23 protein-coding genes are annotated in these 23150 nt (G+C 67.5%); 12 read left to right on the top strand and 11 right to left on the bottom strand.

Annotated features, from left to right (window positions below):
* The first annotated feature begins 26 nt into the window (after positions 1–26).
* The 11 genes from ACF8ML_RS15140 to purT all read left to right on the top strand — a co-directional run bounded on the left by ACF8ML_RS15140 (position 27) and on the right by purT (position 9112).
* The gene (locus tag ACF8ML_RS15140; protein ID WP_392407323.1) at positions 27–389 is read left to right on the top strand and encodes a DUF4845 domain-containing protein; all 363 of its coding nucleotides are present in this window, start codon (positions 27–29) and stop codon (positions 387–389) included.
* Positions 390–1073 (top strand): ribonuclease III, encoded by a 684-nt coding sequence (gene rnc / locus ACF8ML_RS15135; RefSeq protein ID WP_012207060.1) that lies wholly within the window; start codon positions 390–392, stop codon positions 1071–1073. It begins immediately after the preceding gene.
* Entirely contained in the window at positions 1070–2104 is a 1035-nt protein-coding gene (gene era, locus ACF8ML_RS15130; RefSeq protein WP_047326616.1) for a GTPase Era, read from the top strand. Before rnc ends, era begins: the two co-directional genes overlap by 4 nt.
* A 27-nt stretch (positions 2105–2131) precedes the next feature.
* Positions 2132–2902, top strand: coding sequence for a DNA repair protein RecO (gene recO, locus ACF8ML_RS15125; protein ID WP_016451180.1), 771 nt, complete (start codon positions 2132–2134; stop codon positions 2900–2902).
* Positions 2899–3672 (top strand): pyridoxine 5'-phosphate synthase, encoded by a 774-nt coding sequence (locus ACF8ML_RS15120; protein WP_016447784.1) that lies wholly within the window; start codon positions 2899–2901, stop codon positions 3670–3672. The genes recO and ACF8ML_RS15120 overlap by 4 nt, the downstream gene beginning before the upstream one ends.
* 20 nt (positions 3673–3692) lie before the next feature.
* The gene (gene acpS, locus ACF8ML_RS15115; RefSeq protein WP_016447783.1) at positions 3693–4088 is read left to right on the top strand and encodes a holo-ACP synthase; all 396 of its coding nucleotides are present in this window, start codon (positions 3693–3695) and stop codon (positions 4086–4088) included.
* A gap of 49 nt (positions 4089–4137) precedes the next feature.
* Entirely contained in the window at positions 4138–5229 is a 1092-nt protein-coding gene (gene nagZ, locus ACF8ML_RS15110) for a beta-N-acetylhexosaminidase (protein WP_016447782.1), read from the top strand.
* 109 nt (positions 5230–5338) lie between these two features.
* A complete protein-coding gene (locus ACF8ML_RS15105) occupies positions 5339–6436 on the top strand; it encodes a 6-phosphofructokinase (protein ID WP_016447781.1) in 1098 nt (365 codons plus the stop codon).
* Between the two features lie 7 nt (positions 6437–6443).
* A complete protein-coding gene (locus ACF8ML_RS15100; RefSeq protein WP_392407322.1) occupies positions 6444–7103 on the top strand; it encodes a DUF1294 domain-containing protein in 660 nt (219 codons plus the stop codon).
* A gap of 18 nt (positions 7104–7121) precedes the next feature.
* Positions 7122–7784 (top strand): N-methyl-D-aspartate receptor NMDAR2C subunit, encoded by a 663-nt coding sequence (locus tag ACF8ML_RS15095; protein WP_074921055.1) that lies wholly within the window; start codon positions 7122–7124, stop codon positions 7782–7784.
* A 110-nt stretch (positions 7785–7894) separates the two neighbouring features.
* On the top strand, positions 7895–9112 hold the full coding sequence (purT, locus tag ACF8ML_RS15090) for a formate-dependent phosphoribosylglycinamide formyltransferase (protein WP_016451185.1): 1218 nt from the start codon (positions 7895–7897) through the stop codon (positions 9110–9112).
* Positions 9113–9179: 67 nt separating this feature from the next.
* Here the strand turns inward: purT and ACF8ML_RS15085 are convergent, their stop codons facing one another.
* The 5 genes from ACF8ML_RS15085 to ACF8ML_RS15065 all read right to left on the bottom strand — a co-directional run bounded on the left by ACF8ML_RS15085 (position 9180) and on the right by ACF8ML_RS15065 (position 14738).
* Complete coding sequence (locus ACF8ML_RS15085) at positions 9180–9848, bottom strand: mechanosensitive ion channel family protein (protein WP_174538860.1); 669 nt, start codon at positions 9846–9848, stop codon at positions 9180–9182.
* 108 nt (positions 9849–9956) lie between these two features.
* The gene (locus ACF8ML_RS15080; protein WP_016447776.1) at positions 9957–11030 is read right to left on the bottom strand and encodes a diguanylate cyclase domain-containing protein; all 1074 of its coding nucleotides are present in this window, start codon (positions 11028–11030) and stop codon (positions 9957–9959) included.
* A 119-nt stretch (positions 11031–11149) separates the two neighbouring features.
* Positions 11150–12166 (bottom strand): hypothetical protein, encoded by a 1017-nt coding sequence (locus ACF8ML_RS15075; protein WP_046239858.1) that lies wholly within the window; start codon positions 12164–12166, stop codon positions 11150–11152.
* A 91-nt stretch (positions 12167–12257) separates the two neighbouring features.
* Positions 12258–13817 (bottom strand): lysine--tRNA ligase, encoded by a 1560-nt coding sequence (gene lysS, locus ACF8ML_RS15070; RefSeq protein WP_016447774.1) that lies wholly within the window; start codon positions 13815–13817, stop codon positions 12258–12260.
* Between the two features lie 246 nt (positions 13818–14063).
* A complete protein-coding gene (locus tag ACF8ML_RS15065; RefSeq protein WP_392407319.1) occupies positions 14064–14738 on the bottom strand; it encodes an LON peptidase substrate-binding domain-containing protein in 675 nt (224 codons plus the stop codon).
* Between the two features lie 90 nt (positions 14739–14828).
* Between ACF8ML_RS15065 and ACF8ML_RS15060 the strand changes: the two genes are divergently transcribed.
* Entirely contained in the window at positions 14829–15386 is a 558-nt protein-coding gene (locus tag ACF8ML_RS15060) for a YggT family protein (RefSeq protein ID WP_016447772.1), read from the top strand.
* Between the two features lie 77 nt (positions 15387–15463).
* Here ACF8ML_RS15060 and accD read toward each other — a convergent pair whose 3' ends face one another.
* From accD to ACF8ML_RS15030, 6 genes are all read right to left on the bottom strand, one after another.
* Complete coding sequence (accD, locus tag ACF8ML_RS15055; protein WP_016447771.1) at positions 15464–16339, bottom strand: acetyl-CoA carboxylase, carboxyltransferase subunit beta; 876 nt, start codon at positions 16337–16339, stop codon at positions 15464–15466.
* A gap of 65 nt (positions 16340–16404) precedes the next feature.
* Positions 16405–17214 carry a tryptophan synthase subunit alpha gene (gene trpA / locus ACF8ML_RS15050; RefSeq protein ID WP_047326620.1) on the bottom strand — a complete coding sequence of 270 codons (810 nt, stop codon included), beginning with the start codon at positions 17212–17214 and terminating at the stop codon, positions 16405–16407.
* A complete protein-coding gene (trpB, locus tag ACF8ML_RS15045; protein WP_016447769.1) occupies positions 17211–18467 on the bottom strand; it encodes a tryptophan synthase subunit beta in 1257 nt (418 codons plus the stop codon). The genes trpA and trpB overlap by 4 nt, the downstream gene beginning before the upstream one ends.
* Positions 18445–19167, bottom strand: a complete 723-nt coding sequence (locus ACF8ML_RS15040; protein ID WP_016447768.1) for a phosphoribosylanthranilate isomerase — start codon at positions 19165–19167, stop codon at positions 18445–18447. Before ACF8ML_RS15040 ends, trpB begins: the two co-directional genes overlap by 23 nt.
* A 32-nt stretch (positions 19168–19199) precedes the next feature.
* Positions 19200–20048, bottom strand: coding sequence for a tRNA pseudouridine(38-40) synthase TruA (gene truA, locus ACF8ML_RS15035; RefSeq protein WP_016447767.1), 849 nt, complete (start codon positions 20046–20048; stop codon positions 19200–19202).
* Between the two features lie 115 nt (positions 20049–20163).
* Positions 20164–23070: a FimV/HubP family polar landmark protein gene (locus ACF8ML_RS15030; protein WP_235434589.1), complete on the bottom strand. Its 2907-nt coding sequence runs from the start codon at positions 23068–23070 to the stop codon at positions 20164–20166.
* Positions 23071–23150: the final 80 nt, after the last annotated feature.

The following is a 23150-nucleotide window of genomic DNA, read 5'->3' as shown; positions in this document are numbered from 1 at the left end:
GGATTCACATCGGAGGAGGAAAAAGCATGTTGACATCGAACAACCGGCGTTCGCGCCAGCGCGGTCTGTCCTTTCTGGGACTGGTGTTTGTGATTGCCCTGGGCGTGGGTGTGGTGGCCGTGGGCGCACAATCAGTGCCGGTCTTCCTGGAGTATCAGGCCATCGTCAAGGCCGCCAACAAGGCGGCCCGCGAAGGCAATTCCGTGGTCGAGGTCAAGGCCAGCTTCGAGCGTTCCGCCGCCATTGATGACTTCACATCCGTGAAGGGCGCAGACCTCGAGGTGACCAAAATCAATGACCGTGTGGTGGTGGGGTTCGAATATTCGCGCGAGATCCATCTCGTGGGCCCCGCCTACCTGACTTACCGTTTTAAGAAGCAGACCCAATAGGTGCCTCCCTTACTGAATGCGCTGCAGCTGAGGCTGCAGCATCAATTTGCCGAGCCTGCATTGCTGCAGCGTGCCGTCACGCACCGCAGTTTCTCGGCAGACAACAACGAGCGCCTGGAATTCCTCGGCGACTCGGTGCTGAATCTTGCCATTTCCAGCCTGCTCTACCAGCGGCTCAGTTCCATGCCCGAGGGCGATCTGTCCCGCGTGCGCGCCAACCTGGTCAAGGAAGGCACGCTGCACCAGATCGCGCTGAGGCTGCAGTTGCCCGATCTGCTGCGCCTGGGCGAAGGCGAATCCAAGTCGGGCGGCAAGCAACGCCCCTCCATCCTGGCCGATGCGGTCGAGGCCCTGATCGGCGCAGTGTATCTGGACGCCGGCTACGCTGCGGGCGAGAAGGTGGTACACCATCTCTTCGAGGGCGTGGACATCAACCCCCACATGCGCGCAGCCGAAAAGGATGCGAAGACGGCCCTGCAGGAATGGCTGCAGGGGCGGCGCATGAAGCTGCCGCAGTACGAAGTGGTTGCCACCACGGGCGCCGCCCATCGCCAGACCTTCGAGGTGGCCTGCGCGATTGCCGAGTTGCAACTGCAGGCCCGGGGAACGGGTGCCTCGCGCAGGGCCGCCGAGCAGACGGCTGCCACAGCCATGCTGGAACTATTGAAAGCAAGACACGCATGAACCAAGACAAACCCCCGGCGCCGACACAGACCGCCGCCGAACTCGACGCCCTGCTGGCTGCGGCCAAGCCCGGCGCTGGCGCAGCTCGCACGGCATCCGCTGCTGATGACACCCCGGCACCCGAGGTGCCGACCGGCCCGCAGCGCTGCGGCCTGATCGCCATCGTCGGCAAGCCCAATGTGGGCAAGTCCACGCTGATGAATGCGCTGGTGGGCCAGAAGATCAGCATCACCTCGCGCAAGGCGCAGACCACGCGCCACCGCATCACGGGCATTCGCACGCGCGCCGCGACGCAGTTCATCTTTGTCGATACGCCGGGTTTCCAGACCAAGCACAGCACGGCACTGAACAAGTCGCTCAACAAGACCGTGATGGGCGCCATCGGCGACGTGGACCTGATCCTGTTCGTCGTGGAAGCCGGCCAGTTCACGCTGGCCGATGCCAAGGTGCTGTCGCTGTTCAAGCCTGGCATCCCCACGCTGCTGATTGCCAACAAGCTGGACACCGTGGGCCGCCGTGCCGAGATCGCACCCTGGCTCAAGGGCATGCAGGAGCGCCATCCGTTTGCCGAATTCGTGCCCATGTCGGCCAAGAACAAGGGAGACATCGAACGCCTGTTCGGCATCTGCGAGAAGTACCTGCCCGAGCAGGACTGGATGTACGCCGCCGACGAGCTGACCGACCGCAGCGAGAAGTTCCTCGCCTCGGAGACCGTGCGCGAGAAGCTGTTCCGATTCACGGGCGACGAGCTGCCCTACACCTCCACGGTGGTCATCGACAAGTTCGAGGAAGAGGCCAGCAAGCAGCACAAGCGTTTCATCCGCGTGGCGGCCACCATCGTGGTCGAGCGCGACGGCCACAAGGCCATGATCATCGGAGAGAAGGGCGAGCGCCTCAAGCGCATCAGCACCGAGGCGCGCCAGGAGCTGGAAAAGCTCATGGATGCCAAGGTCTTCCTCGAAGTCTGGGTCAAGGTCCGCTCCGGCTGGGCCGACGACGAAGCCCGCGTGCGTTCGTTCGGCTACGAGTGAGTACCCTTACCGCAAGGCCCTGCGTCCATGGCTAGCGCCAAGCGTGTCTCGGACGAGCCGGCCTTCGTCCTGCACAGCTACGACTGGAGCGAGTCCAGCCTGATCCTTGAGGTCTTCACGCGTCACCGGGGCCGCGTGGCGCTGGCGGCCAAGGGCGTCAAGCGGCCGACCTCGAACTTTCGCCCCGTGCTGCTGCCGCTGCAGCCGCTGAGCCTGAGCTACAGCCTGGGCGGCGAGGGCAATGGCGAGATCCATACCCTCAAGGGTGCAGAGTGGGTGGGCGGGCATGTCATGCCCCAGGGTGACGCCCTGCTGTCGGGCCTGTACCTCAACGAGCTGCTGATGCGCCTGCTGGCGCGCGACGATCCCTACGCGGCGCTGTTCGACATCTATGCCGGCGTGGTGCGCGTGCTGGCAGGCCAGCATGGCGATGCCATCGAGCCCGTGCTGCGCACCTTCGAGCTGCTGCTGCTGCGCGAATTGGGCCATCTGCCTGCCTTGAATGAGGAAAGCGCCACGCTGGCGCCGCTGGCCGAGGGGCGTCGCTATGCGCTGGTGGCCGAAGGCGGCCTGCGCCCGGCGCTGCAGGGCGAGCGCGCCGTGCTGGGCGCTGCGCAATGGCAGGCCATTGAAAGCGCGCTGCAGGCACGGCAGGCCTTCAACGCCACACTGCATGTGGTGGCCCAGCCCGAGGCGGCGCTGGCCCTCAAGCCCCAACTGAGGGCCTTGCTGCAATACCATTGCGGCAGTCCCATGCTGCGCACCCGCCAGCTGATGATGGATCTGCAATCGCTATGAATCTTTCCCACGCTTCGCAGCGCACGGCGCTGTCGGTCAATGTCAACAAGGTTGCGCTGCTGCGCAACACGCGCCATCTGGGCATTCCCAGCGTGACGCGCGCCGCGCGCATCTGCCTGGAGGCCGGTGCCCAGGGCATCACCATCCATCCGCGTCCCGACCAGCGCCATATCCGCAGCGAAGATGTCTATGAACTGCATGCGCTGATGAAGCATTGGCCGCAGGCGGAGTTCAACATCGAGGGCAACCCGACGCAGAACCTGATGGACTTCATCCGGGCCACGCGCCCGCACCAGGCCACCTTCGTGCCCGACAGCGAGGACCAGTTCACCAGCGACCACGGCTGGAACTTCCCGCAGGATGCCGAGCGCCTGAAGCCGCTGATCGCCGAATGCCGCCAACTCGGCGTGCGCGTCAGCCTGTTCATGGACCCGGTTCCCGCACAGATGGCCGCTGCGCGCGCCGCGGGCGCCGACCGGGTAGAGCTGTACACCGAGCCCTATGCGGCCGCCTGGGGCACGGCAGACCAGGAAGTTCAACTGCAGGCCTACGCGGCGGCGGCCCAGGCTGCGCTGGACGCCGGGCTGGGCATCAATGCCGGCCATGACCTCAGCCGCGACAACCTGGCCGCCTTCGTGGCGCGCGTGCCGGGCCTGCTCGAAGTCTCCATCGGCCATGCGCTGATCGCCGACGCGCTGGAGCTGGGCTACGCCCAAACCGTGCGCGCCTACCAGCAGTGCATAGACCAGGGCATGGCGGCGCGCGCCTGAAGCTTTCGCGGAGCGAATCCATGATCTACGGCATCGGTACCGACATCTGCGACGTGCGCCGCATCCGCGCCAGCCTGGAGCGCCATGGCGACCGTTTCGCCGAGAAGGTGCTGGCCGAAGGCGAACTGTCCACCTGGCGAGCCCGCCGCGCGCGCTGGCCCGAGCGCGGCATCCGCTTCGTCGCCACGCGCTTTTCCGCCAAGGAGGCCTTTTCCAAGGCCATAGGCATGGGCATGGTCATGCCCATGACCTGGCGCAGCTGCGAGGTCGTCAAGCTGCCCAGTGGCCAGCCAGCCATCGTGCTGCACGGCGCGCTCAAGGAATGGTTCGAGGCACGGAACCTGCAGGTGCACCTGTCCGTGACCGACGAGAGCGACTACGCGGCCAGCTTCTGCGTGGTCGAGCGCCGCGCCTGACACCCGGCCGGCGCAGCGCTGGCTTTTTTGACTCCACAGGATTCATAGCATGACCGAGCACGCACCCCTGATCATCGACATCGCCGGCAAGGCGCTCACCGACGCGGACCGCCGGCGCCTGGCGCATCCGCTGGTCGGCGGCATCATCCTCTTCGCCCGCAACTGGGAAAGCCGCGAGCAACTGGTGCAGCTGTGCGCCGATATCAAGGGCGTCAAAGCCGACCTGCTGATCTGCGTGGACCACGAGGGCGGGCGCGTGCAGCGTTTTCGTGCCGACGGATTCACGCATCTGCCGCCCATGCGCGCCTTCGGCCAGATGTGGATGGACGACGGCAAGGGCAGCAAGCAGCGCGAAGGCAGTGGCGCCCTGGCCGCCATGAACGCCGCCACGGCGGCCGGCTACGTGCTGGGCACCGAGCTGCGTGCCTGCGGCGTGGATTTCAGCTTCACCCCGGTGCTGGACCTTGACTACGGTGCCAGCAGCGTCATCGGCGACCGCAGCTTCCACCGCGACCCGCGCGTGGTGGCGGCGCTGGCCCGCAGCCTCATGCACGGCCTGCTGCAGGCCGGCATGGGCAACTGCGGCAAACACTTTCCCGGCCACGGCTTCGTCAAGGCCGACTCGCATGTGGACATTCCGGTCGATGGCCGCAGCCTCACCGCCATCCTGGGCGAGGACGCCGCGCCCTATCCCTGGCTGTCCAGCGTGCTCACGGCCGTGATGCCGGCCCATGTGATCTACCCCAAGGTCGACAGGCGCCCGGCCGGTTTTTCCGCCAAGTGGCTCAAGGACATCCTGCGCAGCCGCCTGCGCTACGACGGCGCCATCTTCAGCGATGACCTGAGCATGGAGGGCGCGCGCCGCATCGACGGGCAACTCATCGGCTACACCGACGCAGCCCTGGCCGCGCTGGAGGCCGGCTGCGACATGGTGCTGCTGTGCAACCAGAGCCTGGGCCTGGGCGAGCATGTGGACGAGCTGCTGGCCGGCATGGAGGCCGCGCAGCGCAGTGGCCGCTGGCAGCCCGATGCCGACAGCGAATCGCGCCGCCTGGCCCTGCTGCCGGAGACCGTGCCCCAGCCCTGGGACGATCTCATGCGCCAGCCGGCCTACCTCCAGGCGCTGGACCTGCTGCCTTGATGGATTGACGAGCGCAGCGGCTGGCCGGCTGAGGGCTGGCGGGCCTTGCAAAGGCTGTGCGGGCCATGGAGGACGCGCACGCCAAGTGTTTTCACAGGAGAGTTTTCCCATGCGCGTTGGCGTGCTGACCGGAGGTGGCGACTGCCCCGGCCTGAATGCGGTGATCCGTGCGGTCACCAAGTCCCTGATCAACCACGGCCAGTGCGAGGTGCTGGGCATTGCCGATGGCTTCGAGGGCCTGATGCTCGACCCGCCCGGCGTCAAGCCCCTGGGCTGGGACGAGGTCTCGGGCATCCTGCATGTGGGGGGCACCATCCTGGGCACCAGCAACAGCGCCAATCCCCTGCGCGACGAAGCCACGCTGGAGCACGTGGGCCGCAATGTCCGGGCGCTGGGACTGGACGTGGTGGTGGCCATCGGCGGCGACGGCACCATGAGCCTGGCGCATGGCCTGGCCGAACAGGTGGGCCTGACCTGCGTGGGCGTGCCCAAGACCATCGACAACGACATTGCCAACTGCGAGCGCAGCTTTGGTTTCGACACCGCCGTGGCCACGGCCACCGAGGCGCTGCGCCGCATCGAGAGCACAGCCAACAGCCACCACCGCGTGATGATCGTCGAGACCATGGGGCGCCATGCCGGATGGCTGGCGCTGGAGGCCGGCATTGCCGGTGCGGCCGACGTCATCCTGCTGCCCGAGATCGACTACGACCTGCAGGCCATCGTGGATTTCTGCCGCATGCGCGAGCAGCGCCAGCGCTACACCATCATCTGCATCGGCGAGGGCGCCAAGGAAAGCGGTGCCAGCCTCACGGTGCGTGAGCGCATAGAGCAAAGCCCGGACCCCGTACGCCTGGGTGGCGTCGGCCATGTGCTGCGCGAGCGCCTGCAGCCCCATCTCAGGAGCGAGGTGCGCACCACGGTGCTGGGCCATGTGCAACGCGGGGGCGACCCCACTCCCTTTGACCGCGTGCTGGCCACGCAGTACGGCCACCATGCGGCGCAGCTGGTGCTGTCCGGCGGCTTTGGGCGCATGGTCACGCTGCAGGGCGGGCAGATCGGCAGCGTGGAAATCTCACGCGTGGCCAACACCCAGCGCACCGTGCCGCTGGACCACGGCCTGCTCACCATGGCGCGCGACATAGGCATTTGCCTGGGCGAGCCCCGCAAGCCTGCTGCGTCGCCGGCCGCCGCTGGCCGCCACTGAGCCCGCCATGCGGCAACAGGGGCGCATCACCGGCTGGAAGGACGAGCAGGGCTTCGGCTTCATCGAGCCCGATGGCGGCGGGGCGCCGGTCTTTGTCCACATCAAGTCCTTCACCGATCGCCGCCGCAGGCCCGAGGGCGGCGAGCGCGTCAGCTACGTACCCGGCCGCAACGCCCAGGGGAAATGGCGCGCCCAGGATGTCGCCTTCATTGGCGAGTCCAGTAGCGGCCATCCGCAGCCTGCGCGGCGACGCCGTGCCGGCATGTCCTCGCGGCCTCAGTCAACTGTGCGAGGCCAGGTGGCAGTGGGGCTGGCCGCTGCCTTCTTCTGCGTGCTGATGGCCGTTGCCTGGATTGGCCGCATGCCCTGGGCACTGGTCGGCCTGTATGCGGCGGCAAGCCTGGTGACCTTCATGGTCTACGGATTCGACAAGTCCGCCGCCGTGCACGACCGCTGGCGTACCAGCGAAGGCCGCCTGCACCTGCTGGCGCTGCTGGGCGGCTGGCCTGGCGCGCTGCTCGCGCAAGGGCTGCTGCGGCACAAGTCCAGCAAGGCCTCGTTCCAGTTGGTGTTCTGGATCACCGTGGGGATCAACTGCGGCCTGCTGGCCTGGCTGCTGTCACCGGCGGGTGCGCCGTTGCGGGCTCTGGCACCCGGCATCTTCTGAAGACCCAAGGAGCAGGCGATGACCCAGGCTGGACCAGGGGCCGAAATGCCCAGCGCAAACGATGCATCGCTGCAGACCTGGCAGGCATCTTGGCAGCATGCCTGGTCCGCACTGGGCGCCAGCGCGCCGCAGCCTGTGCTGGCCGAGCTGCTGCAAAGCTACAGCGAGCCCCAGCGCCACTACCACACGCTGCAGCATCTGGGCGAGGCCATGGGCCTGCTGCAGCCGGCGCTGGGCCTGGCCGCGCACCCCGGCGAGGTGGCGCTGGCGCTGTGGTTCCATGATGCCGTCTACGAAACCCAGGCCAAGGACAACGAGGCGCGCAGCGCCGACTGGGCCGTGGCCGTGGTGCGCGGGCAGGGCCTGCCGGCGGAGGTGGCCGGGCGCGTGCACGGCCTGATCATGGCGACCTGTCACGCTGCACAGCCGTCCGGGATCGACGCCCAACTGCTGGTGGATGCCGACCTGGGCATTCTCGCGGCCGACCCTCTGCGGTTTGCCGAGTACGAGGTACAGGTGCGGGCCGAGTACGAATGGGTGCCCTTGCCGCTGTACCGCGCCAGGCGCCGCGAGGTGTTGCTGGGCTTCATGCAGCGCGAGGCCATCTACTGCACCGACTGGTTCCGGCAACGGCTGGAGGCACGGGCGCGGTGCAACCTCGCGCAGGCGCTGGGTTTGTAGGCGGCGCCTGTGTCGGCATCCTATGATCGGGGGCTGCTGCGGGCCGTGCAGGCCTGCCTCCCTCTCTTTTTTATCTTGCCCAGGCTCTGCCTGGCTCACCGGACGCGCAGATGACCACCCTTGGAACCCCTTACTCCCCCCATGCCACCAAAGTCATGCTGCTGGGCAGCGGCGAACTCGGCAAGGAAGTGCTGATCGCGCTGCAGCGCCTGGGCGTGGAGACGATCGCCGTGGATCGCTACGAGAATGCACCCGGCCAGCAGGTGGCCCACCACGCGCGCACCATCACCATGAGCGATCCGGCCCAGCTCAAGGCCTTGATCGAGGCCGAGAAACCCGACCTGGTCGTGCCCGAGATCGAGGCCATTGCCACGCCCATGCTCGAAGAGCTGGAAGCGGCAGGCGTGGTCACCGTGATCCCCACGGCCCGCGCCGCGCGCCTGACCATGGACCGCGAAGGCATTCGCCGCCTGGCCGCCGAGACGCTGGGCCTGGCCACCAGCCCTTACCGCTTCTGTGATTCGCAGCAGGAACTGCAGGCTGCCATCGACGGCACGGATGGCCAGCCCGCCATCGGCTTTCCCTGCGTGGTCAAGCCCGTGATGAGCAGCTCGGGCAAGGGCCAGAGCAAGCTGGACGGCCCGGACGACGTGGCCAAGGCCTGGGACTACGCCATGGCCGGCGGCCGCGTGAGCCATGGCCGTGTGATCGTCGAAGGCTTCATCGACTTCGACTACGAAATCACCCAGCTCACGGTGCGCGCCAAGGGTGCGGACGGCCAGGTGCAGACGCATTTCTGCGATCCCATCGGCCACATCCAGCAGTCCGGCGACTATGTGGAAAGCTGGCAGCCCCATCCCATGCACCCGGCGGCGCTGCAGAAGTCGCGCGACATCGCCAAGGCGGTGACCGACGACCTGGGCGGCCTGGGCCTGTTTGGCGTGGAGCTGTTCGTCAAGGGCGAGCAGGTCTGGTTCAGCGAAGTCTCGCCACGCCCGCACGACACGGGGCTGGTCACGCTGGCCACGCAGTGGCAAAGCGAGTTCGAGCTGCATGCGCGCGCCATCCTGGGCCTGCCCGTGGATGCCTCGCTGCGCAATCCCGGCGCCAGCGCCGTGATCTATGGCGGGCAGGATGCCGAAGGCCTGGTGTTCGACGGCGTGGACGAGGCCCTGGCCGTGCCGGGCACGGACCTGCGCCTGTTCGGCAAGCCAGAGAGCTTCGTCAAGCGCCGCATGGGCGTGGCCCTGGCGCGCGCCCAGGATGTGGAGCAGGCGCGAACCAACGCCAAGCTGGCCGCCAGCAAGGTCCGGCCGCGCAAGCCCTGAGGCGCTGCCCAATGACAAAGCCGCCGTCCCTTTGCCGGGCGGCGGCTTTTTTCATGGGGTGCCGGCCTTAGTTGGTCGTGTGCATGGGAGGCTGCGAGGGCTGGGCATCATGCGGCGTGGTCAGCCGGATGGCGCGCTCCTCCTCGCCATGGCTGGCATGCTCGCCATCCGCGCCCAGGCCCCCCTTCCAGCGCCGGACCACGCGCTGGAAGATCAGCGAGTTGGGAATCTGCAGCAGATTGGGTGAGCCATCGGGCGCATGGGCATCCTGCAAGGTGGTGTAGAGCATGTTGATGTCGATCACGCGGCCCTTGGCACCGGGCTTTTCGGCCGTGTCCAGCACCTCGATGTAGTCGCCCAGGCGAAAGGGCCCGACGATGACGATGAGCAGGGCGCAGAACAGGTTGGACAGCACGCTCCAGGCCGCAAAGAAGGCCACGGCGCCCACGGTGGCAAAGCCGGTGAAGGCCGTCCACAGCACGGTGGCCGAGACGCCCAGGCGCTCCAGTACCAGCGGCACGGTGGCGGCGATGAGAATCCAGCGGAACACGCCGCGCAGCGGCACCAGCAGCTCCGGCGGCAGGCCGTAGTGCCTGCCCGCGCGTGCGATCAGCCGGCGAACCAGGCGATTGAGCAGCCAGGCCGCACCGATGATCAGCAGGATCTGGGCACCGGGGATGATGAACTCCAGCCAATCCTGCATCCAGGCGGGCAGGTGCGCTTGAAAACGACGCATAACTTCAAACATTCAGGAAACAGCAATCCGCATTCAGGACCCGGATGCGCGGCTTGCGCGCGCCCGGCATTGAGCTGCGATCGTAAGCGCAGGCGCAAGGCCCGGCAGTCAGGTGCGGCGCTGCTCCACCGTGTCCATCTGCATCTCGAAGCTGAAGAAGCGGTCGCGCCCCTGCGCCTTGGCCGCGTACAGGGCCTGGTCGGCGCGCATGAGCATGGCTTCGGCGCTGGTGTATTCGTCGGGGACGCAGGTGGTGATGCCGCCCGACAGCGTGAGGCCCGATTCATGGGGTGAGTCGGGGTGGCGTATGCGCAGCACGCGCAGCATCTGGCCCACGGCACGCGCGAACGTCATGGCCCCCGAGCGTGGCGTGCGCGGCAGGATGAGCGCGAATTCCTCGCCGCCATAGCGCGCCGCCACGTCACGCGGGCGCACGCAGACCTCGCGCAGCAGGCGGCCTATCTGTTTCAGGCATTCATCGCCATGCACATGGCCATAGGTGTCGTTGTAGCGCTTGAAATGGTCCAGGTCGCAGAGCATCAGCGTCAGCGGCTGGCCCTCGCGGCGGGCCGAGGCGATCTCGGCATGCAGGATGCGGTCGAAGCCTCGGCGGTTGACCAGGCCCGTGAGCTGGTCGAGCTCGACCATTTCGTTGAGTTTCTGGTTGGCCTCATGCAGCTCGGCCGACAGCGATACCAGGCGCCGGCGCATGTCCAGCAGGCGGCGCATGGCGCGCAGCTTGGCCACGAGCACGATGGGCTTGACGGGCTTGACCAGGTAGTCGTCGCCTCCGGCCTCGATGCCGCGCCACACGTCCAGGTCATTGTCCAGTCCGGACAGGAAGATGACGGGCGTCCACTCGCCGGGCTCGGCCTCGCGCAGCTGGCGGGCCACCCAGTAGCCGTCCTCGCCCGGCAGACGGATGTCGAGCAGCACGAGGTCGGGGCGCTGCTCGCGGAACAGTGCCAGGGCGCTGGGGCCATCGGCAGCCTCCAGCACGCGGGTCACGCCCGCATGCAGCAGCTCGCTGACCAGACTGGTGCGTACCGAGGCCTGGTCTTCCACGACCAGCACGCAAAACGGCGATGCCTCGTCCGTCGGCTTGGCGAAGCGCGCTCCGGTGGGCTCGATGGCGGGAGAGTCGGTGCTGTCGGTGGGCGAAGGTGGTGGGGCAGCGGGCATGGCCTTCAGGGTTGTGAGACCAGAAATGGGTCAGGGGGCTGCGCAGTACGCGGCATGGGGGTGGCGCCAGTGTAAGTCGGTCGTTGTATTCGTGTGCGATTGTGGATGCCCGGCTTTCTTCAGGCCAGGGGCAGGTCCGTGCGGGCCCGGCTGGCTTCGTCGTGCCATTGCACGAAGGCGTCGGCGGCCGCACACAGGCGTGGGTTGCCCAGTTGCTGCAGCAGCCTGCAAGCTGCAAAGCCCTGGGCTTTTTCGTCATAGGCAAGCGCCCACTGGCGGCGCTCTTGCCGCGTCTGCTCGGGCTGGGGCCAGCGGCGCAGCGAGGTGGACAGTCCGGTCAGGCCCATGCGCCAGGGCTTGCCCGATACGCGGGCGCGAAAGCACTGCTGGCGCTCGCACAGCAGGGCATAGAGCGGGTCCACCTGCAAGGCGTCGAACAACTGCGCGACGGCAGGGTCGTCGGGTGCGAAATCGGTATGCGTGACGATGACACGCAGGCCCTTGGGCGTTTCATAGACGCGCAGCCCCCAGTCGGCATGGCTTTGGTGGAAGGCCTGTACGCGCTCCATGGCGCGTGCGGACGGCGAGTCCGTGGCCGCGCGCCGGCGCGCCTGCCGCGCCTCCCACCAGCGCTGCACGCGCCGCATGGCCAGGAACAGCAGCAGCACGACCAGCGCCGTGGCCACCATCCTCGAATTGTTCTTGTGCGGTGCCAGCCGGGCCAGCCAGGTGGCGGCCGAAGCCAGCAAAAGCAGGGTCACGACGGGAAAGCGCACAGCGCTGGGCGGCTCGGGCAGGTCGATATCGGCGATGGCCACGCGCTCGGTGTTCAGGCAGTGGGCGCCGTAGCTGTTGCGCGTCATCACCGTGCCGTCGCGGCGCTGCAGGACTTCTTCGCGTATGGGGGTGCTGAAGCCGTCGAGCGCGTACTCGTTCTTCCATTCCATGCGCGGCTCGCCCGGGGGCAGCGCCGCATTGCGGGCGTCTTGCAGGGCCTTGGCGGCACGCTCCTGGGCGTGGGCCTGGGCAGCCTCCTGGCTGGTGTCGGACCATCCCCAGCGCTGGACGGTGATGCCGTGGGTGGGGCGGCTTTCATGCCGCAGGCGCGCCTGCGCCCAGTAGGTGGGGATGTGCATGGCGAGCCAGTATAGGGAAAAGCCGCCTGGCTCCCAAGGGAACGCAGGCGGCTTCAGTTGGCCATGCGCGCAGGCGCTGGATGCCGGGGGTTTACTGTTCGCGGCGCAGGGCGGGGAACAGGATCACGTCGCGGATGCTGGCGCTGTCGGTCAGCAGCATCATCAGGCGGTCGATGCCGATGCCGCAGCCGCCCGTGGGGGGCATGCCGTACTCGAGGGCACGCACGAAGTCGTGGTCGAAGTACATGGCTTCGTCGTCGCCACCGTCCTTGGCCTGGACCTGGGCGTTGAAGCGCGCGGCCTGGTCCTCGGCGTCGTTGAGTTCGGAGAAGCCGTTGCCGAATTCACGGCCCGTGATGTACAGCTCGAAGCGCTCGGTGACTTCGGGGCGCTCGTCATTGGCGCGTGCCAGCGGCGAGATCTCGGTGGGGTGCTCCATGATGAAGGTGGGCTGCCAGAGCTTTTCCTCGACCACTTCCTCGAAGTACAGCACCTGCAGGCTGGCCAGGGTACGGGTGGACAGGCGGTCCTTTTCTTCCGTCATGCCCAGCTTGCGCAGGGCATTGGTCAGCCATTCGCGGTCGGCCACCTTGTCACCGGCTTCGGTGAACTTGACGATGGCCTCGGGAATGGTCAGGCGCTGGAAGGGCTGGGACAGGTCCACGGGCTTGCCGCCGTAGGTCAGCTGCAGCGTGCCCACGGCCTTTTGCGCGGCGTCGCGCACCAGTGCCTCGGTGTAGTCCATCAGGTCGCGGTAGTTCCAGTAGGCCGCGTAGAACTCCATCATGGTGAACTCGGGGTTGTGGCGCACCGAGATGCCTTCGTTGCGGAAGTTGCGGTTGATTTCGAACACGCGCTCGAAGCCGCCGACCACCAGGCGCTTGAGGTACAGCTCGGGCGCGATGCGCAGGTACATCTCCTGGTCCAGCGCGTTGTGGTGGGTGACGAAGGGCTTGGCGTTGGCGCCGCCGGGAATGGGATGCAGCATGGGCGTCTCCACTTCCAGGAAGCCATGCTCCACCATGAATTCGCGGATGCCCGAGACGGCCTTGCTGCGCGCGATGAAGCGGCGGCGGGCCTGCTCGTCCATCATCAGGTCCACGTAGCGCTGGCGCACCTTCTGCTCCAGATCGGCCATGCCGTGGAACTTGTCAGGCATGGGGCGCAGGCTCTTGGTGAGCAGGCGCAGCGTCTGCACCTTGACCGACAGCTCGCCGGTCTTGGTCTTCATCAGCGTGCCTTCGGCGCCCAGGATGTCGCCCAGGTCCCAGCGCTTGAAGGCCGCATAGACCTCCTCGCCCACGGTGTCGCGCGTGATGTACAGCTGGATGCGGCCGTGCGTGGGGCCCAGCGATCCGTCCTGGATGGTGGCGAAGCTGGCCTTGCCCATGACGCGCTTGAGCATCATGCGGCCGCCCAGGCTGACCTGCACGGATTCGGCGTCGAGCTGCTCGGCGCTCTTGTCGGCATGGGCCTGCTGCAGGGCCTCGGCGCGGTCGGCCGGCTTGAAGTCGTTAGGGAAGGCCACGCCGCCCTGTTCACGCACCTGTTCGCGCAGGGCCTTGAGTTTTTCGCGGCGCTCGGCGATGAGTTGGTTTTCGTCCTGGGGAGCGGTCTGGTCCGCTGCAGATGGTGTGTTGTGTTCGGTCATGACAATGAGCGCCAGCGCAAAACGCCGAGGGGCCGGAAAAAAGCCGGAGGGGGAAATCGGGGAAAGCCGAAAAAAAGCCAGGCGGGAAGGGCTGGAAAATGCAGCGGCAGCAGCAAATGCCACCGGCAGGCCCCGCAGCTGGCGGGCTGAATCCGCGATTTTAAGTTTTTTGTCGCGCTTTCGGTGCGTGGTGCCGTCAATGTGCCGGACCTTGCTGCGGTATGACGCCGCAGGACCGCCAATTCGTCAGCGCGCGGCGGGCGGGGAGCCGGGCGCCGTCCCCTGCGAATTGCCTATGCCGCTGCGTTCCAGCACATCCGCCACCAGCTCCAGCCGCACCAGCGGGCTGTCCAAGGCCATCAGTTGCTGCTTGATGGACACGGGCAGGGGCAGCAGCTCGGTCCAGCGGTTGGCCACCCAGCCGCAGTCGCCCATCTGTTCGGCGCTGGGCAGCCGGGCATGGTCGGCGTCGGTGGATCGTGCGTGCAGCTGCATCAGCACCTGGGCCAGGGCCTGGGCCGTGGCGAGCAGGTGATCGGGGACGGGGACGGCGGCGTCGGCAGGCAGCATCTGCACATCGGCCACCCACAGGCCGTGGGGCAGCTGCCGGTGATCCTGCATGCGAAAGCGCTGCGTGCCCTCGCACTGCAGGTGCAGCAGGCCGGGCTGGGGCTGCTGCAGCTGGACGATGCGTGCCAGCGTGCCCACGGCATGCAGCTGCTCGGCGGCAGCACCGGCCTTGCGCACTTCGCTGCCGGCCTGCAATGCCACCACGCCGAAGGGGGCTCCCGTGCGCTCGCACTTGCGGATCATGTCCAGGTAGCGGACCTCGAAGACGCGAAGGCTCAGCAGGCCTTGGGGAAAAAGGACGCTGCCCAGGGGGAAAAGCGGCAGGGAGTGCAGTGCGGTATGGGCGGTCATGTGATGGGCGGGATGCGGCAGCTATCATCCCATGCTGTGCCAAGGCCGGCTGGCCGTGGTCCGATCTTCCTCTCGCAGTCCTACAACGCCATGCTTTTTCAGATCGTTTCCTTTTTGCTCGACGTGGTCGTTGGCCTGCTGACCGGCGTCTGCCTGTTGCGCATGTACATGCAGGCCCAGCGCATTCCCTTCGGCAACCCGGTCGGCCAACTGGTGTTTGCGCTGTCCGACTGGATCGTGATGCCGCTGCGCCGCGTCATCAAGCCGGCCGGGCGCTGGGACATGTCCAGCCTGATCGCGGCCTTCCTGCTGCAGATGCTGCAGTTCGTGCTGCTGTGGCTGCTGATGGGCGGGCAGTCCAATGTGCTCGCCCTGCCGTGGCTGGCCCTGTGCGGCCTGGCGCGCGTGGCGCTGTCGGGCATGGTGGGCGTGCTGCTGATCTATGTCATCTTGTCGTGGGTGCAGCCGCAGTCGCCGATGTACGGCGTGCTGCAGCGCCTGTCCGAGCCCATGCTGCGGCCCATTCGCCGCATCGTGCCCCTGATCGGCGGTATCGATCTGTCGGCACTGGTGGCCCTGGTGCTGCTGCAGATTGCGCTGATGGTGCTGGGCTATATCCAGGGCTCGGGCCTGATGCTGCTGGCCTGATTTCCCCAGTTTCCCGGACGTGAAAAAGCCGCCGCAGGCACCCACCTGCGGCGGCTTTTTTGTGTCTGCGCGAGGCTTTACTGAACAGCGTCGGCCGGCAGGCGCTGCAGCATGGCAAGCGATGCGGCGATGCGGTCGCGCAGCTCGCGGCGGTCCACGATCATGTCCACGGCGCCCTTGTCCTGCAGGAACTCGGCGCGCTGGAAGCCTTCGGGCAGCTTCACGCGCACGGTGGTCTCGATCACGCGCGGGCCGGCGAAGCCGACCAGGGTCTTGGGCTCGGCAATGACGATGTCTCCCACGAAGGCGAAGCTGGCGGAGACGCCGCCGAAGGTGGGGTCGGTCAGCACCGAGACGTAGGGCAGGCCCTTCTTGGCCAGGCGTGTGAGCGCGGCGTTGGCCTTGGCCATCTGCATCAGGCTCAGCAGGCCTTCCTGCATGCGCGCGCCGCCGGTGGCGGTGAAGCAGATGAAGGGGACCTTCTGCTCGATGGCGGTCTCGACGCCACGCACGAAGCGCTCGCCGACCACGGAGCCCATGGAGCCGCCCATGAATTCGAACTCGAAGCAGGCTGCGACCACATTGACGCTCTTGATGGCGCCGCCCATGACGACCAGGGCATCGGTCTCGCCGGTGTTCTCCAGCGCTTCCTTGAGGCGCTCGGGGTACTTGCGGCTGTCCTTGAACTTCAGGGCGTCGACAGGAATGACTTCCTGGCCGATCTCATAGCGGCCTTCGGCATCCAGGAAATGGTTCAGGCGGGCGCGCGCGCCGATGCGGTGATGGTGGCTGCAGCTGGGGCAGACGTTCTGGTTTTTCTCCAGATCGGCCTTGTAGAGCACGGTCTCGCAGCTCGGGCACTTGATCCACAGACCTTCGGGGATCTGCTGGAGGCGATCCGTAGGGTTGGTTTGCTGGATTTTGGCAGGCAGGAGTTTTTCAAGCCAGGACATGGTGTTTCCTTTTCAGGCGCAGGGCATGCGGCACCGGGCCGCATGCAAGGGCTGCATTATGCGACCTACGCGTCGAGTGCCTTGCGCACGCCGCGCAGGAAGTCGATGGTCAGGGGGACGATCTTTTCGTGGGGCTGGCCGTCCAGCATCTCGATGATGCGGCTGCCGATCACCACCGCATCGGCCACGCGGCCGATGGCCTGTGCCGTGGCCGCGTCGCGGATGCCGAAGCCCACGCCCACGGGAATGCTCACGTGCTCGCGGATGCGCGGCAGCATGGCTTCCACGGCTGCCGTGTCGAGCGCGCCCGAGCCGGTCACGCCCTTGAGCGAGACGTAGTAGACATAGCCGCTGGCCACGCGCGCCACCTGCTGCATGCGCTCGGTGGTGGACGTGGGTGCCAGCAGGAAGATGAGGTCCATGTCGCGCGCATGCAGTTGTGCGGCGAATGCCTCGCACTCCTCGGGCGGGTAGTCCACGATGAGCAGGCCGTCGACGCCGGCTTCGGCCGCATCGTCCACGAAGCGGTCCTTGCCGTGGATCTGGTCGTAGCGCTCCACCGGGTTGGCATAGCCCATCAGCACCACGGGCGTGGTCTGGTTCTTCTGGCGGAACTCGCGCACATAGGCCAGCACCTGCACCAGGCCCACGCCGTTGGCGATGGCACGGTCGCCAGCCTTCTGGATGGTGGGGCCGTCGGCCATGGGGTCGGAGAAGGGCACGCCCAGCTCGATCACATCGGCGCCAGCCTCCACCATGCCGTGCATCAGCGACGGCGTGATGGCCGCGAACGGGAAGCCCGCGGTGATGTAGGGGATCAGGGCCTTGCGGCCATCTTCCTGGAGTTTGGTGAAAGTCGTGGTGATGCGGCTCATTGAGCTGCTCCTCCCTTGACCGTGAGCCCGCGCATGGAGGGACGGTCGTAATAGTCGGCGCCCGAGAGATCGGCCACGGTGCCGATGTCCTTGTCGCCGCGACCGGACAGGTTCACGAGGATGGACTGGTCGGCGCGCATGGTCTTGGCCAGTTGCATGGCATAGGCCACGGCATGGCTGGACTCCAGGGCGGGAATGATGCCTTCGGTGCGGCACAGGTAGTGGAAGGCGTCCAAGGCCTCCTGGTCCGTGATGCCCACGTATTGGGCGCGGCCCAGTTCCTGCAGCCAGGCGTGCTCGGGGCCGACGCCGGGATAGTCAAGGCCGGCGCTGATGCTGTGCGTCTCGGTGATCTGGCCGTTCTCGTCCTGCAGGATGAAGGTGCGGTTGCCGTGCAGCACGCCGCTGCTGCCGCGCTGCAGCGAGGCCGAGTGCTTGCCGCTGTCCAGGCCCTCGCCCGCAGCCTCCACGCCGATCAGGCGCGTGTTCTCGAACGGGATATAGGGGTGGAAGATGCCCATGGCATTGCTGCCGCCGCCCACGCAGGCGACCACGGCGTCGGGCTGGCGGTCGGCGCCCAGGAACTCGGGCATCTGCGTGAGGCATTCCTCGCCGATGACCTTCTGGAAGTCGCGCACCATCGCGGGATAGGGGTGGGGGCCGGCCACGGTGCCGATGATGTAGAAGGTGTTGTCCACGTTGGCCACCCAGTCGCGCATGGCCTCGTTGAGCGCATCCTTGAGCGTGCGGCTGCCCGATTCCACTGGCACCACGGTGGCGCCCAGCAGGCGCATGCGGTAGACGTTGGGGCTTTGGCGCTTCACGTCCTCGGAGCCCATGTAGACGATGCACTCGAGGCCGTAGCGCGCGCAGATGGTGGCCGTGGCCACGCCGTGCTGGCCGGCGCCCGTCTCGGCAATGATGCGGGGCTTGCCCATGCGCCGCGCGAGCATGGCCTGCCCGATCACGTTGTTGATCTTGTGCGCGCCCGTGTGGTTGAGGTCTTCGCGCTTGAGGTAGATCTGCGCGCCTCCCATCTCGCGCGACATGCGTGCCGCGTGGTAGACGGGCGAGGGGCGGCCGACGAAATGGGCCAGCTCGGACTGGAATTCGGCAACGAATTCCGGGTCGTTCTGGTACTTGGCGTATGCGTCGCGCAGCTCGGTCAGAGCGTGTGTCAGGGTTTCGCTGGCAAAGCTGCCGCCGAAGCGGCCAAAGTGGCCAGATGCGTCAGGGTACTGGTATTCGAACATGGCTTGTCTGCAAAAGTTGGTCATCGGCCGCGCGCACGGCGGCGATGAATCGGTGTATCTTGCCGGCGTCCTTGATGCCCCTGAGGGGCTTGCCGTCGGGACCATCGGCCTCGACGCCGGAACTGACATCAACGGCCAGCGAGAGTCCTCGCGGGCGCACTTGCAAGATGCCATCGGTCACGTTTGCAGGCGTGAGTCCACCAGACAAAACGAGGTGAGAGGCTACGTTTGGTGGAAGGAGTGACCAATTGAATGCTTTTCCGCCACCACCATAGCCGTCGACATGGGCGTCGAGCAGTATGGCCTGGGCTTTCGAGTAACGCTGGGCATATTCTACGAGGTCGAAGCGCGCGGCATCGGGACCAAGGGGAATGCGCGCGGCGCGCAGGAAGGCGCGGGTGCCGCCCGATGTGGCGGCAAGGCAGTCCTCGGGCGACTCGTCGCCGTGGAACTGCACGCAGGCGCCCGGGATGGCGGCGCAGGCGGCCATCACGTTGGCGGCGCTTTCATTGACGAACAGCAGCACCGGTGTCACGAAGGGCGGCAGGCGCCGCGCCAGCTCGGCGGCACGCTGCACCGTCACGGCGCGCGGGCTGGGGGCGTAGAGGACAAAGCCCACGGCGTCGGCGCCGGCGGCCACGGCTGCGTCCACATCCTGTTCGCGGGTGAGTCCGCAGATCTTGATTCGGGTGCGCTGCATGGGGGCTGAAGAATGGGGAAGGGCCTGCTCGTTCACGGGAGCCAATCATAGGCCGGGCTGCGCGAAGGAAGGCCCCATGAAGGATCGTATACGGGACCCAGAAAGTACAGGCCGTCCGGCGAGAAGGTGGGCGCGGCGGCATCGCGGGAGCGCGCCTCCAGCACCTGTTGCATCCACTGCGGCGCGTGTGTGCCCTGGCCTACGGCGAGCAGGCAGCCCATGATGTTGCGCACCATGTGGTGGAGGAAGGCGCTGCCCTCGAACTCGAATCGCCAGTAGCAGCATTCCATGGCTGCATCCCCGGGACGCATGGAGCTGGCCGCGGCCATCTGGGCGCCGTCGCCTGCCATGCGGCGGGTGATGGACAGGCGGTGCAGTGTCTTGACGGGGGATTTGGCCTGGCAACCCGATGCGCGGAACGAGCTGAAATCGTGCTCTCCCAGCAGGTGCTGGGCGGCGGCCTGCATGGCGTCACCGTTGAGTGCATGGAACACCCAGCCCACACGCCCGGCCTCCACGCTGGGCCGCACGGGCGACTGCAGCAGCACATAGGCATAGCGCCTGGCTGTGGCGCAGGCCCGTGAATGGAAGGAGTCGGGCACGGGCTGGGCCCATTGCACGGCGATGTCCGGCGGCAGGAAGGTGTTGGTGCCACGGACCCAGGAGAACGGGGCCCTGTCCAGCGGCGTGTCGAAGTGGACGACCTGCATGAGGCCGTGCACTCCGGCATCGGTGCGGCCCGCACAGAGGGTGTGGACCTCCTGAGCGGCAAAGCGGCCCAGGGCCGCTTCGAGATGGTCTTGAATGGTGTTGCCAGACAGCTGGCTTTGCCAGCCGCTGTAGCGCTGGCCGTTGTAGGCGACGCCGAGGGCTACGCGCATGGCGAGGCCTCCGGCATGGGTTGGGTGTGCATCAAGTTGTCAGTTTTCCATGGTGGCATGTACCACCCTGTCACGCGAAACCGGCACGCGGCGCCTGGGCAGGCGCCGTCGGGCTTCAGTCTATCTCGGCAAGGAGGCGCTGGGCTTTGGCCTTGAGATCGCCGTGGGCCTCGGAGATCACTTCCTCGATGAGTGTACGGGCTCCGTCGCTGTCGCCGATGGCATTGAATTCCTGGGCCAGGGCGAGCTTGGTGGCCAGCGGGTCCTCGGGCGCCGAAGGCGGCGTTGCGGCCGTGGGGGCGTCATTGCCCAGGTCCAGGGACAGGCTGCCCAGGTCGAATTCCAGCGATTCGGCCGGTTCCGGCTTGGCCTTGGCCGCCGTTTCCAGCACGCCGCCGGAATGCGCCGCTGCCGGCGCTTGGGCTGGCGCCTCGGTGCCCAGGTCTTCCAGGTTGAACTCCATGGCGTCCAGCGACAGCAGATCGGTACTGGCGTGGCTGTCGTCCGTGGTGGAACCGGTCAGTGGCGAGGGTTCGGTGGCCGGGAAGCTGTCCGTGACCTGCCGTGTGACGGGCATGTCCAGCGGCAGCATCTCGGTCGGCTGCATGTCGCTCATGGCGCTGCTGTGGTTCAGGGCATCCGTCAGCGAGGCATGGGCCGTGGGCTGGAAGCCGGGCATGTCCAGCGATGCAGCAGGCGGCTCCACGCGGGGATCCATGCGAGGCGCCTCGCTTGCTGCGGGCTGCATGGGCTCCAGTGGTGCGCGCAGCGTGGGCTCCAGCGCAGCGAAGTCCTGTTCGCTGGGCATGGGGGCCGGTGCGGGCAGCGGGCTGGCGTGCTGCGCGGGCAGGCTGGCGTCGGCCAGGCCGCCGGGCAGGTCCATGTTGAGGTCCATGTCCAGGTCCATGGGCAGGGTGGCAGGGCCTTCGCGGTGCGCCTCCATGTCCAGGGGGCGGCTGGCCAGCGAGGCGGCCGCCAGTCCGGCAGCTGCCGCTGCGGCGCCGCCGGCAACGGCGGCAGCAGACAGGGGCGCGGCGCCGGCAGGCTGGTAGAGGGCGTTTTCCGGGTCCAGGATGCGGCCCTGGTCGGCCAGGCGCTGCCAGTCCACGCCCTTGCCCTGGGTCAGGCCGTGCAGGGTCTGCGCGACGGCCTCGAAGGCCTTGCGGTCATGGCGCTTGGCGTAGATGTCGGCCAGCTTCTGGTGCAGTGCGGTGCGGCTGGGATCGGTGCGCAGGGCTTCCTTGAGGATTTCCTCTGCCTGCAGGTCGCGGCCGTAGGCCAGGTAGACATCGGCCTCGGCCACGGGGTCCACATCGCCGGCATCGAGCTGACTGGGCGAGTAGTGCATGGAGGTGCCCGACAGCTGGCTCGATGTGCCGGTATCCACGCGTTGGCCGCCACTGGCTCCAAAGAAGGAATCGGCCGCGAGCTGGCTGTCGCCAAAGGCGCTTTCGCTGGAGGCTGCGGCAGCGCGGCGGCGCTGCATGACGCGGTAGCCACCATAGCCCAGCAGCAGGGCCAGCAAGGCGGCGCCGGCCAGCGGGATGGTGGGATCTTCCATCAGCGTATCGATGAAGCTGGGCTCGGCGATCGGTGCGACGGGGGCGGGTGCCGGCTTGGGCTTCGGCGGCTCGGCAGGAGCGGGCGTGGCGGGCACGGCTTCTGCCGCGGGCGCTGCCGGGCCGGCAGCATTGGCTGCGGCGTCTGGAGCAGCAGCGGTGGCGGCAGCGGCCGCAGCGGCTGCATCGGCAGGCGCCGCCGGGGCCGGGGGCGTTGTCTGGGGCGCTGCAGCTTCAGGCGCTGCAGGCACGGTCGGCGCGCCCGGCACAGCCACGCCGTTTGCCGTGCCGCTGGCTGCCGAGGCAGGTGCTGCAGCAGCACCTTCGGCGGGCTTGGTGGCGGCGGCGATCTGGCTCAGCTCGGACATGTTGCGCTGCAGTTCGGCCGTGCGCGATGCCTGGTCGTCGGACTGCTTTTGCTTGGCCAGGCGCTCGTCTGCCTCCACGCCCTTGACAGCACCTTTGGACAGGGTGAGCTTGTCGGGTGCGGCGGTGGAGGGCTTGCGGTCTTCGACCTGGGCCTGGACGCTGCCCGATGCTTCACGATTGGCCGATGCCACGGGCGCGGCCGGTGCGGCGCTGGCCAGCTGGCGGCGGAACTGGTTGAAATCCCGGGACTGGGCTGCAACGATCTGGCGCGCCTCGCGCGGCGAGGTGGCCTGTGCCGTGGCCTCGTCAGGCACGGTGAGCACGGCGCCGGAGCGCATGCGGTTCACATTGCCGTTGATGAAGGCCTTGGGGTTGGAGCGCAGCATGGCCACCAGCATCTGGTCCAGCGAAACGCCTGCGGGCAGGTGGGCGGCGGCAATGCGGCCAGCCGTGTCTCCGGTCTTGATGCGGACCTCGGATGCTTCGGACGGTGCCGGCGCTGCAGCAGCGCGCTCGCGGGCTGATGCGGTGCTCCGGCGCGGGGCTGCCGGAGCAGGGGCTGGACGGCTTTCCTCGGTGTTGCCTGCGGCAGCTGGCGAGGGGGCCGGCGCGGCGCGGCGCGGTGCGGCGCCCGGTTCGGGGGCGGAGGCCTGGGCCGCAGCCGTCACGGCAGGCGGCAGCTTTTGCAGGGTGGGCGGATCCAGCAGCAGGGTGTAGTTGCGCTGCAGGTTGCCCGAGGCCCAGCTGGCGTCGATCACCAGATCGACAAAGGGCTCGTTGACGGGCTGGGTGCTTGTGAGTCGCAGCACGGCCGATCCGTCCGCGCGACGCTGCACGCTGACGCGCACCTGGCTGGCCGTGGCGTTGTACTCCATGCCCTGGGTGCGGAAGACGCCGGGAGAGGCCACGCCCACGCGCAGGCCTTCGGCTTCAGCCGCCGTGATCTGGGGGATTTCGACTTCGGCACGCAGGGGCTCGCCCAGGGCCGATTGCACGTTCACCCGGCCCAGAGCCAGTGCCCAGGCCTCGGAGGCGGGCAGTGCGACCGAGACGACGGCCGCAGCGGCCAGCACAGAGAGTTTCCAACGATGCATAAAGCGTCAAACCTGTGTGGATGCAATTGGGCGGGCACTATTGTTATTGTGAGGATGCCCGCGTTTGCACATGTAATTGA

It is taken from the genome of Delftia sp. WSY_10, from assembly GCF_043104705.1.
GTDB lineage: Bacteria > Pseudomonadota > Gammaproteobacteria > Burkholderiales > Burkholderiaceae_C > Comamonas > Comamonas tsuruhatensis.
This window is presented reverse-complemented; position numbering and strand designations above follow the sequence as displayed.

Bases quoted from the DNA above. Each gene is read 5' to 3' on its own strand.
- ACF8ML_RS15140 (WP_392407323.1), top strand. From the start codon at position 27: ATGTTGACATCGAACAACCGGCGTTCGCGCCAGCGCGGTCTGTCCTTT.
- era (WP_047326616.1), top strand. From the start codon at position 1,070: ATGAACCAAGACAAACCCCCGGCGCCGACACAGACCGCCGCCGAACTC.
- recO (WP_016451180.1), top strand. From the start codon at position 2,132: ATGGCTAGCGCCAAGCGTGTCTCGGACGAGCCGGCCTTCGTCCTGCAC.
- ACF8ML_RS15120 (WP_016447784.1), top strand. From the start codon at position 2,899: ATGAATCTTTCCCACGCTTCGCAGCGCACGGCGCTGTCGGTCAATGTC.
- acpS (WP_016447783.1), top strand. From the start codon at position 3,693: ATGATCTACGGCATCGGTACCGACATCTGCGACGTGCGCCGCATCCGC.
- nagZ (WP_016447782.1), top strand. From the start codon at position 4,138: ATGACCGAGCACGCACCCCTGATCATCGACATCGCCGGCAAGGCGCTC.
- ACF8ML_RS15105 (WP_016447781.1), top strand. From the start codon at position 5,339: ATGCGCGTTGGCGTGCTGACCGGAGGTGGCGACTGCCCCGGCCTGAAT.
- ACF8ML_RS15100 (WP_392407322.1), top strand. From the start codon at position 6,444: ATGCGGCAACAGGGGCGCATCACCGGCTGGAAGGACGAGCAGGGCTTC.
- ACF8ML_RS15095 (WP_074921055.1), top strand. From the start codon at position 7,122: ATGACCCAGGCTGGACCAGGGGCCGAAATGCCCAGCGCAAACGATGCA.
- purT (WP_016451185.1), top strand. From the start codon at position 7,895: ATGACCACCCTTGGAACCCCTTACTCCCCCCATGCCACCAAAGTCATG.
- ACF8ML_RS15085 (WP_174538860.1), bottom strand. From the start codon at position 9,848: ATGCGTCGTTTTCAAGCGCACCTGCCCGCCTGGATGCAGGATTGGCTG.
- ACF8ML_RS15080 (WP_016447776.1), bottom strand. From the start codon at position 11,030: ATGCCCGCTGCCCCACCACCTTCGCCCACCGACAGCACCGACTCTCCC.
- ACF8ML_RS15075 (WP_046239858.1), bottom strand. From the start codon at position 12,166: ATGCACATCCCCACCTACTGGGCGCAGGCGCGCCTGCGGCATGAAAGC.
- lysS (WP_016447774.1), bottom strand. From the start codon at position 13,817: ATGACCGAACACAACACACCATCTGCAGCGGACCAGACCGCTCCCCAG.
- ACF8ML_RS15065 (WP_392407319.1), bottom strand. From the start codon at position 14,738: ATGACCGCCCATACCGCACTGCACTCCCTGCCGCTTTTCCCCCTGGGC.
- ACF8ML_RS15060 (WP_016447772.1), top strand. From the start codon at position 14,829: ATGCTTTTTCAGATCGTTTCCTTTTTGCTCGACGTGGTCGTTGGCCTG.
- accD (WP_016447771.1), bottom strand. From the start codon at position 16,339: ATGTCCTGGCTTGAAAAACTCCTGCCTGCCAAAATCCAGCAAACCAAC.
- trpA (WP_047326620.1), bottom strand. From the start codon at position 17,214: ATGAGCCGCATCACCACGACTTTCACCAAACTCCAGGAAGATGGCCGC.
- trpB (WP_016447769.1), bottom strand. From the start codon at position 18,467: ATGTTCGAATACCAGTACCCTGACGCATCTGGCCACTTTGGCCGCTTC.
- ACF8ML_RS15040 (WP_016447768.1), bottom strand. From the start codon at position 19,167: ATGCAGCGCACCCGAATCAAGATCTGCGGACTCACCCGCGAACAGGAT.
- truA (WP_016447767.1), bottom strand. From the start codon at position 20,048: ATGCGCGTAGCCCTCGGCGTCGCCTACAACGGCCAGCGCTACAGCGGC.
- ACF8ML_RS15030 (WP_235434589.1), bottom strand. From the start codon at position 23,070: ATGCATCGTTGGAAACTCTCTGTGCTGGCCGCTGCGGCCGTCGTCTCG.